This is a genomic window from Bradyrhizobium sp. AZCC 1577 (genome assembly GCF_036924575.1).
Lineage (GTDB): Bacteria > Pseudomonadota > Alphaproteobacteria > Rhizobiales > Xanthobacteraceae > Bradyrhizobium.
Genome location: NZ_JAZHRQ010000001.1, coordinates 4,954,781 through 4,966,945, shown reverse-complemented (window position 1 = coordinate 4,966,945; position 12,165 = coordinate 4,954,781). Strand labels below are relative to the sequence as shown.

9 protein-coding genes are annotated in these 12,165 nt (G+C 64.1%); 3 read left to right on the top strand and 6 right to left on the bottom strand.

Translation table 11 applies throughout. The features are described 5' to 3' along the window. Positions 1-56: 56 nt before the first annotated feature. The 5 genes from accB to V1278_RS23525 all read right to left on the bottom strand — a co-directional run bounded on the left by accB (position 57) and on the right by V1278_RS23525 (position 4,705). Complete coding sequence (accB, locus tag V1278_RS23545; RefSeq protein WP_334368730.1) at positions 57-554, bottom strand: acetyl-CoA carboxylase biotin carboxyl carrier protein; 498 nt, start codon at positions 552-554, stop codon at positions 57-59. An 87-nt stretch (positions 555-641) separates the two neighbouring features. Further along, on the bottom strand, positions 642-1,121 hold the full coding sequence (gene aroQ / locus V1278_RS23540; RefSeq protein ID WP_057845236.1) for a type II 3-dehydroquinate dehydratase: 480 nt from the start codon (positions 1,119-1,121) through the stop codon (positions 642-644). A gap of 255 nt (positions 1,122-1,376) precedes the next feature. Beyond that, positions 1,377-2,162 carry a DUF1236 domain-containing protein gene (locus tag V1278_RS23535; RefSeq protein WP_334382345.1) on the bottom strand — a complete coding sequence of 262 codons (786 nt, stop codon included), beginning with the start codon at positions 2,160-2,162 and terminating at the stop codon, positions 1,377-1,379. Between the two features lie 197 nt (positions 2,163-2,359). Beyond that, positions 2,360-3,127 carry a DsbA family protein gene (locus V1278_RS23530; RefSeq protein ID WP_334368732.1) on the bottom strand — a complete coding sequence of 256 codons (768 nt, stop codon included), beginning with the start codon at positions 3,125-3,127 and terminating at the stop codon, positions 2,360-2,362. 174 nt (positions 3,128-3,301) lie between these two features. Continuing rightward, positions 3,302-4,705 (bottom strand): M48 family metalloprotease, encoded by a 1,404-nt coding sequence (locus tag V1278_RS23525; protein WP_334382344.1) that lies wholly within the window; start codon positions 4,703-4,705, stop codon positions 3,302-3,304. A 228-nt stretch (positions 4,706-4,933) separates the two neighbouring features. Between V1278_RS23525 and V1278_RS23520 the strand changes: the two genes are divergently transcribed. Both V1278_RS23520 and V1278_RS23515 read left to right on the top strand, forming a co-directional pair. Then, positions 4,934-6,121, top strand: a complete 1,188-nt coding sequence (locus tag V1278_RS23520) for a pyridoxal phosphate-dependent aminotransferase (RefSeq protein WP_334382343.1) — start codon at positions 4,934-4,936, stop codon at positions 6,119-6,121. Between the two features lie 67 nt (positions 6,122-6,188). Then, the gene (locus V1278_RS23515) at positions 6,189-6,791 is read left to right on the top strand and encodes a biotin transporter BioY (RefSeq protein ID WP_334384243.1); all 603 of its coding nucleotides are present in this window, start codon (positions 6,189-6,191) and stop codon (positions 6,789-6,791) included. Positions 6,792-6,858: 67 nt separating this feature from the next. On the opposite strand, the gene V1278_RS23510 is transcribed toward V1278_RS23515, so the two are convergent. Continuing rightward, positions 6,859-9,969 (bottom strand): Rne/Rng family ribonuclease, encoded by a 3,111-nt coding sequence (locus tag V1278_RS23510; RefSeq protein WP_334382342.1) that lies wholly within the window; start codon positions 9,967-9,969, stop codon positions 6,859-6,861. 724 nt (positions 9,970-10,693) lie between these two features. On the opposite strand from V1278_RS23510, the gene V1278_RS23505 reads away from it, so the two are divergent. After that, positions 10,694-12,022: an N-acetylmuramoyl-L-alanine amidase gene (locus V1278_RS23505; protein WP_334382341.1), complete on the top strand. Its 1,329-nt coding sequence runs from the start codon at positions 10,694-10,696 to the stop codon at positions 12,020-12,022. Positions 12,023-12,165 lie beyond the last annotated feature (143 nt).

Genomic DNA, 12,165 nt, shown 5'->3' with positions numbered 1-12,165 from the left:
AGCGAATAGGGAAACACTCTCTTCACCATTCGCTATTCGCTACTCGCCATTCGCCTCTATTCAATGATCACGAGCGGTTCGCCGAATTCGACCGGCTGGCCGTCCTCGACGAGAATTTGCGTCACCGTGCCGGCACGCGGCGACGGGATCTGGTTCATCGTCTTCATCGCTTCGATGATCAGGAGAGTCTGGCCGGCCGAAACCTTGGTGCCGACCTCGATGAACGGCTTGGCGCCGGGCTCAGGCGCCCAATAGGCGGTGCCGACCATCGGCGAGGGGACCACGCCCGGATGCTTGGCCAGGTCGGCAACCGCCGCGCTACCCGCAGCGATGGCTGCCGCCGCGGCCGGCGCCGGCTGGAAGCTCGCCGGCATCGCCGCCGACACGCTGATATTGCGCGCGACACGCACCCTTAAGCCGGCGCGCTCGATCTCGATCTCGGTCAGGCTGGTCTCGTCCAGCAACAGCGCGAGTTCGCGAATGAGCGCGCTGTCGTCGCTCTTTAGATTTGCGGCTGATTTGTCCGCTGATTTGTTGTCGGGCTGGCGGGCCATGCTCTTGATCCGGAATTCTCGATGTGGGTGACGGCTTAAGCGTCAGGTGTCGTTCGACGTCAGATGTTTGATGTCAGTTTTTTGAAGTCAGTCTTTGGCCTTGGCGCCGAGTTTGGCGGCCAGGCCTGATATTGCGAGCCGGTAGCCGTCGACGCCGAAACCACAGAGCGAAGCAAAGGCGGCCATGGCCGTGAAGGAGTGGTGACGGAAGCTCTCGCGGGCGTGGATGTTGCTGATGTGCACTTCCACCGTCGGGATTTTGACCGCGACCAGCGCATCGTGCAACGCGATCGAGGTGTGCGAATAACCACCGGCGTTGATGATGATGCCGGCCGCCTTCTTCGCATGCGCCTCATGGATGAAGTCGATCAACTCGCCCTCGCGGTTGGACTGGCGGCAATCGGCCTTCAGGCCGAACTGTGCCGCCGTTTCGACGCACAGCTTTTCGACGTCGGCGAGCGTCGCATGGCCATAGGTTTCCGGCTCGCGCGTCCCCAACATGTTGAGGTTCGGGCCGTTGAGCACATAAATCGTCGCGGCAGAGGCTTGGGCGCTTCCTTGGGCCATCCGGATTCCAGCAAAAAGGGGCGGGCGGGTCGCGGGGTTATAGGTAACAACGCGGCCAAGGGGAAGCCTTTAGGCCGTCCTGGGAGCCTTTCAAGGGCCTTACCCTGTTCATAAAAAGGCGGATATAACCCGCTGAATTTATTCATTAACCAATGGAGTGAATCGATTGCCTGGTCTGCTGCGGCTTGGTCATGCTCTTGATCAGCGAAAAGGGCGGGCATTGCTGCCCGCCCTTTTCCTTGCGAAAGGCCGCTGTCAGGCGTCCAGAATCGCCACGATCTCGTAGGTGTTCGGATCGACGATCACGATCTGCTCCCTGACGAGGATGTACTTATACCTGCGCCATTCCGGATAGATCGTCACCACGCGCGCGGGCAGCGTGTGGAAGGTCACGTCGCGCGGGATGCGGGTGCCGACCGAAACCGAGAAGTTCACGTTCGTCACCGGCTGAACGCGTGTCTCCTTGATCACGTTGGTGATCTGGGTGCGCTGCTCGGTCGAGAGCTTGGCGCCCGCGCCGGCCTGACCTGTTGTGGTCGTTTCGCCCGCGGCTCCGCCCTGGGTCTGCGTGCGGTCGCGGTCCTGCTGGCCTTGGACCTTCTGGTCACGCTGCATTTGGTCACGGCCCTGCGTCGTGGTCCGGTCGCGGTCACGCTGGGTCGTGCCCTGTTCACGCTGCATGCCTTGGCCCGTCGTCTGGCCCTTGTCGCCCTTCATGCTGCCGCGGTCCTCTTTGCCCTCGGCCTTCATGTCCTTGCCGCCCTTCATGCGGTCTTCGCTGCGTTGGGCCTTTTCACCGCCCATCGACTTCTGCTCGGACTGTCCCATGCCGGTGGTGCCGCGGGGTTCGCGCTGCTGCATAGTGCCGGCACCGCCCCGCTCGGAAGCGGCACCGCCCCGCTCAGAAGGCGCGCCCTGCTGCGCCGCAGAACCGGCCGACCCCGCGTCGCCGCGTCCCATGCCGGTGCCCTGAGCATTCGCAAAGCCGGTTCCGGCGATCAGGGCCGCTGCCGCGACCGTCATCAGAAAGCGATTACTCATTCGAATGTCTCCTCACGTTTCTGCATTGCCCGCGCCGACAACGAAAGGAATTAGCTGATGTTCCTGATACTTGCCGGTTCCGCCGGCTTTGTTTTGTGAACGCGGGATGAACCGCTGCGCCACATAGTGCTGCAACGAAAACGAAAAGGCCGGCTGTCGAGCCGGCCTTTTACGCCATGCGCGAAGGAAGCGTCGCCTCAGCAGGTCGCCTTGCCGCAGCGGGCGTTGCTGATCTTTTCGCGTAAGGCCTCGACGCCGACCGCGCCGATCACGACCTGCTTGCCGATCACGTAGCTGGGCGTGCCGTTCATGCCCATGGCCTCAGCGAGCTTGAAGTTTTCCTCGAGCGTGCTGCGCACCTCCGTGCTGTTCAGATCCTTCTCCAGCTTCGCCATGTCGAGGCCGACTTCCTTGGCAACGGCCATCGCGCGTGCCTTGTCGGCGGCGCCGCGGCCGGTGAGCAGCTTCTGATGGAAGTCGAGATATTTCTTGCCGGTCGGATCCTGCATGCGCACGGCGACGCCGACCTGAGCAGCTTCGACCGAGCCCGCGCTCAGCACCGGAAATTCCTTGAGGACGACCTTGAGCTTCGGGTCGCTCTTCATCAGCTCCATCATGTCCATCATCGCGCGTTTGCAATAGCCGCAATTGTAATCGAAGAACTCGACGAAGGCGACGTCGCCATCCTTGTTGCCGAGCGTGACGTTGCGCGGCGAGTTGAAGATCGCGTCCGCATTCTTGGCGACGCCGGCTTCGTGCTTGGCGGCTTCGGCTGCGGCCTGACGCTTGCTGAGTTCTGTCATCGCCTCTTCGAGCACCTCGGGATGCGCGATCAGGTAATTGCGGATGATGGCCTCGATGTCGCCGCGCTGGGTGTCGGTAAAACTCTGCGCGGAGGCGGACAGCGGCGCGCCGCAGAGCGCCAAAGCGAACAGTGCGGGGATGAGAAGACGGAACGAGGGCATCGGTAAATCCTTATGCGGCGAGTTCCCGGGCAATTCTGCTGAAGGCCGGCTCCTCGAGAATATCTTGGTTCGGGTTGGCCAAATCCTTGATAGCGAAGTCCTTGATGATAGCGAAGTCCTTGATGATCAAGTCTTTGGTGACCAAGTCCGATTATAGCCGAATGCGGCTTAATTCTAGTTGCCCTTCTGGCCGGGCAGCGGCTTGGTGTTCACGATGTCGTCAGCCTTGACCCATCCCGGCGTCCCGATCGCGAAGCGTGTTTTTGCCCGTGAGGCGAGATCGCGCGCCGTCTTGCTGTCGCCGCGCAGGTAGGCGGCCTGGGCCGACGCCAGATCGGCCTGCGCATAATCTCCTTTTCGGCCATAGGCCATCGCAAGCTGCATATAGCCGATCGGTGCCTCGCTCTCGCGCGCTACCGCCGCGCGCAGGATGGCAATCGCCTCGTCGGTGTAGGCGTTGTTGCCGGTTGCCACGAGGGCCTGCCCAAGCAGCATCTCGATGAGTGGCGAGTTGTTGGAAAGTGCTACGGCCTTGCGAAGCGGCGCGATAGCCTCCTGCGGCTTGCCGCCCTCCAGCAGCGCCTGGCCGCGCACCTCGTGGAAATAGGGATTGTTGGGCTGCTGCTGAATCAGCGCGTCGATCTGTGCGAGCGCGCTGCGCAGGTCGCCGTGCCGATAAGTCGCGATCGCATGGGCGTAGCGCGCAGGCAGGCTGTTGTTGGACAATGGATAGCGCCGGTACACAGTATCCTGCCGCTCCATGAAGGCCGAGATCTTGGCGCGCACCATGTCGTGGCGCAGTTGCAGGGCTGGGTCGTCCTTTTTGTCCCAGTAAGGGCTCGACCGTGCCAGCTCTTCCAGCGCGGCGACGCGCTGGGCCGGCATCGGATGCGACTGAACGTAAGGATCTGAGCCGCGCGCGGCAAACAGGCTCTCGTCGGTGAAGCGTTTGAAGGTCTCGTGCATGCCCCTGGCGGACTGGCCTGTGGCGGTCAGAAACTTCACGCCGGCCTTGTCGGCGTTCTCCTCTTGCTGACGTACATAGGAGAGCAGGTTGCGGCGGATCATTTCTCCCGGCGCGGAAAACATCGCCGCGCCGGCGTTGGCCAACCCGCTGTTGCTGCCGCCTTGCGCGCCCGCGACCATCGCGCCGGCGCCAAGCAGCATGGCGATGATCATCTGCGTCTGGGCCCGCGCCATCTCCTCGCGCATCTTGGCGAGATGGCCGCCGGCAAGATGGCCGGTTTCGTGCGCCATCACGCCGATGATCTGATTCGGCGTCTCCGACTGCATGATCGCGCCGTAGTTCACGAAGATGCGTCGGCCGTCGGCAACGAAGGCGTTGAAGACGCCCTGGTTGATGATCACCATCTGGATGTTCTGCTTTTCCAGACCGGCGGCGCGCAGGATCGGGCGCGTATATTCGCGCAGCAATTGTTCCGTCTCGGTGTCGCGGAGCACCGGTGGGCCCCTGTTCTCCTGCGCCAGCGCAGCCATCGGCGCGACGGCAAGGGCGACCGCAGTCGTCAACGTGGTCAAATTCAGTGATTTCTTGCGTAGGGCGATGCGGAGCAGCATGAGCGGTCTTTGGCGATTGGCGGTGCATCCGGATTTGCCCGGACGCCGGTTCGGTTTCCGATTGGATCAGAAACGGGTCCCAGTTTGTTGTTTCAACGCGTTTCTTCACCGAGCCGGTATCACTTCGCTTGAAAACGCTATAACAAGCCATCGAATACGGCCAGTCTGGGGCGCTTACCGGCTCGGGAACCCGAATTCGGAACGGCGCCCGTGCAATAGCAGAGATCGATGCTGGAATCGACACTTAGAGACCGCGCGACAGCGCTGCTGACCCCCTCGGAGCGGAGCGACGTTCCGCCCTTCATGGTGATGGACGTGATGGCGGCTGCAGCGCGCATTGAGGCGGCCGGCGGCCATGTCATTCACATGGAAGTGGGGCAACCGGCGGCGCCCGCGCCCAGAACCGCGATCGCGGCCGCGCACGCGGCGCTCGATGAGGCGCGGATCGACTACACCTCCGCACTCGGCATGCCCACGCTGCGTGCGCGGATTGCCAGGCACTACCGCGACACTTACGGCTGCGCGGTCGACACCGACCGCATCGTGATCACGACCGGCTCGTCCGGTGGATTCATTCTGGCGTTCCTGTCGATGTTCGAGCCGGGGGATCGCGTGGCGGTCACGGTGCCGGGTTATCCACCCTACCGGCATATTCTGACCGCGCTCGGTTGCGAGCCGGTGCTGATCGAGACCTCGAGCGCGACGCGCCATGCGCTGACAGGAGAGGCGTTGCTGGCGGCGCACTGCAAGGCGCCGCTGAAGGGGGTGCTGGTCGGCAGCCCAGCCAATCCGACGGGAACGATGATGTCGCGCGAAGCGCTCACCGGCCTGATCAACGCGGCAGAAGGCGCGGGCATCCGCTTCATTTCCGACGAGATCTATCATGGGCTCGACTATGCGTTTCCGGCGGTGACGGCGGCGGAGCTTTCGCCGCATGCGCTCGTGATCAATTCGTTCTCGAAATATTTCTGCATGACCGGCTGGCGGGTCGGCTGGATGGTGGTGCCGGAGGCTCTGGTGCGCCCGATCGAGCGGTTGCAGCAGAACCTGTCGATCTCGGTGCCGACGCTGTCGCAGATCGCGGCCGAAGCGGCATTCGAAGGCCGCGAAGAGATGGAGGCGATCAAGCGCGGCTACCAGGAGAACCGCGGCATCCTGATCGAGGGATTGCCGAAGGCCGGTCTCACCAAGTTCCTGCCGGCCGATGGCGCGTTCTACCTCTACGCCGATGTTTCGGATTTCACGTCCGACAGTTTCGAGTTTGCCGGCCGCATCTTGGAGAAGGCGCACGTGGCGGCGACGCCGGGCGTCGATTTCGATCCGATCCACGGCCGCAACTTCATTCGCTTCTCCTATGCGCGCTCGGCCGACGAGATGCGCGAAGCGGTGACGCGCATCGCGCGTTGGCTGCGATAATACCTCCGGCCTGTCGCACACTTCATCCGCACCTATAACCAACCGGGAGCTATCCGTGTCCAGAACCATGACTGAAACCGTCGCGCCATCGCATTTCCCGCTCGCCGCGCTGCTATGGCCGCATCGCGCCGATGGATCGTCGGGCCTGTTGCGCAGCGTGATCCTGGTCGCGCTGGGAACGGCGCTGCTGACCTTGTCGGCGAAGGTCAATTTGCCGTTGCCCTACGTGCCGATGACGCTGCAGACGCTGGTCGTGCTGGTGATCGGCGCAGCCTATGGCTGGCGGCTCGGCAGCGCTACACTCGTGGCCTATCTGGCGGAGGGGGCGATCGGATTTCCGGTATTCGCAGGCCCGGTCGGCGGCCTCGCACCGTTCGTCGGTCCGACGGCCGGATATCTCGTCGGCTTCGTAGCAGCGGCCTTCGTGACGGGATGGTTGAGCGAGCGCGGCTGGGACCGATCGGTGCTCCGGTTATTCGTGGCGATGGCGTTCGGGCACGTTCTCATTCTTGCCGCCGGATTTGGTTGGCTTGCGTTCGGCATGAAGCTCGGCGTCGAAAAGGCGTGGCTGGTCGGCATTGTGCCATTCATCGCGGCATCGCTGATCAAGAACGCGCTCGGCGCGGCGCTCGTGCCGGCCACCCGGCGGATGTTCGACGCGCGCGGTTAAGCCATCGCGTCAGACAATAAAAACCGCCCGGTTTTCGCCGGGCGGTTTTCTTTTTGAGTTCGATTCCTTACTCGCCGCTGCCGAAGCGCCGTGACCACCAGCCTGCCTTGCGTGGCGCGGTTTCGCCCGATGAGGCCGGCGCAGGTTCGGCTGGAGCGGGCGCGGGCTGCGCGCTCGGCTCTGGCGCGTTCTGGCTAAAGGCGGGCGCCGATTCGGCCGGAGCGCTGGTCACGAAGCTGACTTTCTCGCGCACGGTCGAGCGCCGCCGCGCCGCGGCGCGCTCGGCTTCTTGCCTGGTTTCCTCGGCGGTTGGCGCCGGCGCACTCGCAACCGGCTCCGGCTGGGCATCGGCAGCAGGCTGCATCTCCGCCGGCGGCGAAACCGGTTCGGGCTGGGCGTCGGCCTGCACCAGTGATGGCGCGGGCTCGGACGAGGCGCCCTCGAAATCGGCAACCGCGCTGGTCGCCTCCGGAACTGGGGGCGGCTCGAGTTCGTCTGCGATCGACCCGGCAAGACCATCTTCCAGTCCGGTACCGCGCCGGCGGCGTCCGCCGCGACGGCCGCGGCGGCGCGGGCGCCGCTCGCCACTGGCAAGTTGATCGCCACGGACCGTGCCGGCCTGTTCGTCGCCTTCGTCCTCGTCGGCTTCGCCGTCCTCGGCGATCGCGCCTTCGATGGTCTCGCTTGCGACGCGCATCGCGTCACCGTCCTCGCGCGGGGCACCACTTTCACGCGGCTCGCCACGGCCGCGCCGGCGCCGGCGCCGCTTGCGGCGGTGACCGTCTCCTTCGCCTTCGCCCGCCGCTGTCTCGGCGGCATCGTCGGTCAGCCCTTCGGTCTCCTCGGTTTCGATCTCGGACTCGGTCTCGATGTCGAACGCCTCGTCGTCGTCATAAGCTTCCTCGACCTGCGGCGGGAAGGCGGCAGCCTGCGCTGCCAGCAACGCCTTGGCGGCTTCCAGCGTGTGGACCTGCTCGCCGCGGTCTATGACGTATGATTGCTGGCCGCTCACGGTGGCGTCGGCGACGACGGCGAGCGTGACCTTGAAGGCGTTTTCGAGATCGCGCAGGTGGCCGCGCTTGTGGTTGAGCACATAGAGCGCCACGTCGGTGCGGGTGCGCACCACCAGATTGTGGGTCGCGCCCTTCATCAGGATTTCCTCGATGCCGCGCAGCAATTGCAGCGCGACCGAGGAGACCGAGCGCACATGGCCACTGCCGCCGCATTGCGGGCAGGGCTCGGTCGAGCTTTCCAGCACGCTGGCACGGATGCGCTGGCGCGACATTTCCAGAAGACCGAAATGCGAGATGCGTCCGACCTGGATGCGCGCGCGATCCTGCCGCAGGCAGTCGGAGAGCTTGCGCTCGACCGCGCGGTTGTTGCGCTTCTCGTCCATGTCGATGAAGTCGATGACGATCAGGCCGGCGAGATCGCGCAGACGCAACTGCCGCGCCACTTCCTCGGCCGCCTCGAGATTGGTCTTGAGCGCGGTATCCTCGATGTGATGTTCGCGGGTCGAGCGGCCGGAGTTGACGTCGATCGAAACCAGCGCCTCGGTCTGGTTGATGACGATGTAGCCGCCGGAGCGTAGCTGCACGGTCGGCGAGAACATCGCGTCCAACTGGCTCTCGACACCCATCCGTGAGAACAGCGGCTGGCCATCGCGATACTGCTTCACCGCCCGCACGTTCGAGGGCATCAGCATCTTCATGAAGTCGCGCGCTTCCTGGTATCCGGACTCGCCGGCGACCTGGATCTCGTCGATTTCCTTGTTGTAGAGGTCGCGCAGGGAGCGCTTGATCAGCGAGCCTTCCTCGTAGACGAGGGTAGGGGCCTGCGACTTCAGCGTCATGTCGCGCACGGTCTCCCACATCCGGATCAGATATTCGAAGTCGCGCTTGATCTCGGGCTTGGTCCGCGAGGCGCCGGCCGTGCGCAGGATGATCCCCATGCCCTCGGGCACGTCGAGGTCCTGCACCACTTCCTTCAGCCGCGAACGGTCCTGGGCCGAGGTGATCTTGCGGCTGATGCCGCCGCCGCGGGCGGTATTGGGCATCAGGACGGCATAGCGGCCGGCCAGCGAGAGGTAGGTCGTCAACGCCGCGCCCTTGTTGCCGCGCTCTTCCTTGACCACCTGAACCAGCATCACCTGGCGGCGCTTGATGACTTCCTGAATCTTGTACTGGCGGCGTGGCCGGAACGGGCGCTCCGGAACTTCCTCCAGCACGTCGTCGCCACCGACGGATTCGACGACTTCCTCTTCGGCGTCCTCGCCATCATCCTCATCGTCATGGCCGTCATCGGCTTCCAGAGCCGCGGCGGGTTCGTCGGGAGGGGGAGTATAATCGCCGACGTGCTCGACGTGCGGCACGTCGTCGGCATGGGCGGCGTTTTCCTGCGCGCGCTCCTCGTCATGACGGTGGTCATGGCCGTCCTCGGCCTGCACCTCGGCAGCTTCGACCGAAGCAGGGGCAGGCGCATCGGATTGCACCTCCGCGGCCGGCGCTTCGCTCGCGGCGCGAGCCTGTTCGGGCTCGTCGTGATCATGTGCGGGGCGGTCGCCATCATGCGCCCGCTCGTCACCATGCGCCTCATGGTCGTGCGCATCACGATCGTGAGAAGCCGCTTCGGCGTGATGTTCGGCGTCATGGGCCGGCGTATCGCCGGCCTGCTGCGCGGCCTCAGGCTCGTGCAGATGTTCCTGAAAATCCTGATCTTGAAAATTTTCTTGGCGCTCATAGGGCTGGGTGGCCTGCGAGGGATCCTCGCTGGTACCCTCGACCACGTCGCTCTGGACGCGGTCGCCATGGCCGCGGCGGCGCGCATTGCGGTGGCGCGAGCGGCGGCGATGGCTGGAGCGGTTCTCGCTCTCTTCCTCGGCCTCGCGATGGGCGCGCTCGTCGGCCTCGATCAACGCCTGACGGTCGGCGACCGGGATCTGGTAGTAATCCGGGTGAATTTCGCTGAACGCCAGGAAGCCATGGCGGTTGCCGCCATATTCGATGAACGCCGCCTGCAGCGACGGTTCTACGCGCGTGACCTTGGCGAGATAGATATTGCCGCGGAGTTGCTTGCGCTGGGCGGTCTCGAAATCAAATTCTTCGACGCGGTTGCCGCGGACCACAACGACCCGGGTCTCTTCCGGGTGGGTGGCGTCGATCAACATCTTGTTGGGCATTTTGGAACTCTTGACGGGGGCGGGCGCGGTGCATGGCGCGCGCAAATTGCGCGGCCCGGTGACGCGACGGTCCACCTGATTCGGGGGTGAGGGGAAGGCCAAAACGCACTTCTTGGCGCCGCGCCGAACGGGGGCCCACCAGAGCGATACGACGCGCGAAGCTTCCGCCTCGCGTCGTTGCGATCGTTCCGTGGATCTTGGTCGGCAACACAGTCTGGCGCATCAAGCGTCGGCCCGTCTGAACATGTTGGCGGAAAGGGATACCGCCGCATTTATCGCTGAAGGCCCGGTTCGGCGCCTAAACGCCCGCCGGCCATCGCATATCGGACCGATAGGGTCCGGATAATCAGTTTTGCCGTGTCTTAAACCGCCCCTGGAAAAAGTACCTGGGACCGGACGCCGCTCGGGCTCGAAACCGCCGCTCCGTGTCAGCCGCGCGCGGCGCTGGCTGTGGAGGGATCGGGAAAGACGCAGGTTCCTCCGGGCTTCGGAGGTTCCGGCGCTGCACCGGGAGGCTGAACGCGACACAACCGGGAGTATTAGCCGTCAGCACCTCGTACATACGTGGATCGGGGGCTCCGTGCAAGGGAAGCGCAAGGGAACCCGCCGCCGGGCGTCGCTGCACGGCAACACTTGCTGTTTTTTCGGTGATCAAATGTTAAGGCCCAATTAACCCTGCGGTTCTAATGCGGTAAGGGAAGGCTCCTCCGGAGGCACCGAATCGTTGGCGAGCCGCGCAAATCACCTTGTTTTGCTGGGATGTGGGCTATTGTGCACCGCAGCATTGCTGTGCACCCAGATGATTGGCTCCTGCGCGGCCCAGGGAGGAGCTTCTCAACCGCCGGCTTCCGTCGCCGCCGTCCCCGGCCCGGCGGCCGTGTCGAATTTCCCGATCGCGTCCGATGCCCGGCTGGCTGGCGATGCCAGGCAGACCCGTTTCATCCTCGATCTGGACAAGCCGGTGCAGTTTCGCGCCTTTGCGCTGGCGGACCCTTATCGCGTGGTCGTCGATCTTCCCCAGGTCAGCTTCAACCTTCCCGCCGGGATCGGAGCCGGGGGACGGGGGCTGGTCAAGGCGTTCCGTTATGGTCTCGTCATGCCCGGCGGATCACGGATCGTGTTCGACCTGACGGGGCCGACCAAGATCGCCAAATCCTATGTACTGGAAGCGGCCAACGGCCAACCGCCGCGGCTGGTGCTCGAATTCGAACAGGTGGACCGCACCGCCTTTGTCCAGTCGCTGCCGCCGGAAAGCCGCCCCGAACTGCGGCCCGCGATCGCCGAAGCCAACGCCACCGCTCAACCGGATTCGCCAATCGCCCAGCCGCCGCAAGCGCCCGACAAGCGGCCGGTGATCGTGATCGATCCCGGTCATGGCGGTGTCGACAACGGTACCCAGGCCGGCGGCGGCGATATCATGGAAAAGAACTTGGTGCTGACCTTCGGCCTGGCGCTGCGCGACCGGATCGAGAAATCGGGCAAGTATCGCGTCGTCATGACCCGGACGGACGACACTTTCATACCGCTTGGCGACCGCGTGAAGGTCGCGCGCAACGAGGCGGCGGCACTGTTCGTCTCGATCCATGCTGACGCTTTGCCGCGCGGCGAGGGCGACGCCCATGGCGCCACCATCTACACGCTTTCCGATAAGGCCTCCGACTCCGAAGCCGAGCGGCTGGCCGATACCGAAAATAAGTCGGACGCTATTGGCGGCGTAAACCTCGTCGACGAGCCGACCGAAGTCGCCGACATCCTGATCGACCTGGTGCAGCGGGAGACCAAAACCTTTTCAAACCGGTTTGCACGGATCCTGATGAGTGAAATGAAGAATACCGTGCGGATGCACAAGCATCCGTTGAAATCGGCCGGTTTCCGGGTTCTGAAGGCCCCGGACGTGCCGTCGGTGCTGGTCGAGCTCGGCTATGTCTCGAACAGGGGCGACCTCGAGCTTCTGGTATCGGAAACTTGGCGGAACAAGACGGTCGGCGCGATGGCGCAGGCAATTGATGCGTTTCTGGCCAAACGGCTGGCAACTGCCGGACCGGCCAAGTGAAAAGCCCGGTACGCGTGGCGTAAGGGTGGATTGAAAAGGGGCCGTCCGATGGACCAAGCCCTAGTTTGGCCACAGCGGCAACGGTATAGAAAACGGACTGCTGGTCTTCGGAATCGGTCAATATTGTCCGCCGGACCTTTTAT

Coding starts and splice junctions, on each gene's coding strand:
- V1278_RS23535 (WP_334382345.1), bottom strand. CDS start 2,162: ATGAGTAATCGCTTTCTGATGACGGTCGCGGCAGCGGCCCTGATCGCC.
- aroQ (WP_057845236.1), bottom strand. CDS start 1,121: ATGGCCCAAGGAAGCGCCCAAGCCTCTGCCGCGACGATTTATGTGCTC.
- V1278_RS23515 (WP_334384243.1), top strand. CDS start 6,189: ATGACTGAAACCGTCGCGCCATCGCATTTCCCGCTCGCCGCGCTGCTA.
- V1278_RS23530 (WP_334368732.1), bottom strand. CDS start 3,127: ATGCCCTCGTTCCGTCTTCTCATCCCCGCACTGTTCGCTTTGGCGCTC.
- V1278_RS23525 (WP_334382344.1), bottom strand. CDS start 4,705: ATGCTGCTCCGCATCGCCCTACGCAAGAAATCACTGAATTTGACCACG.
- V1278_RS23520 (WP_334382343.1), top strand. CDS start 4,934: ATGCTGGAATCGACACTTAGAGACCGCGCGACAGCGCTGCTGACCCCC.
- accB (WP_334368730.1), bottom strand. CDS start 554: ATGGCCCGCCAGCCCGACAACAAATCAGCGGACAAATCAGCCGCAAAT.
- V1278_RS23510 (WP_334382342.1), bottom strand. CDS start 9,969: ATGCCCAACAAGATGTTGATCGACGCCACCCACCCGGAAGAGACCCGG.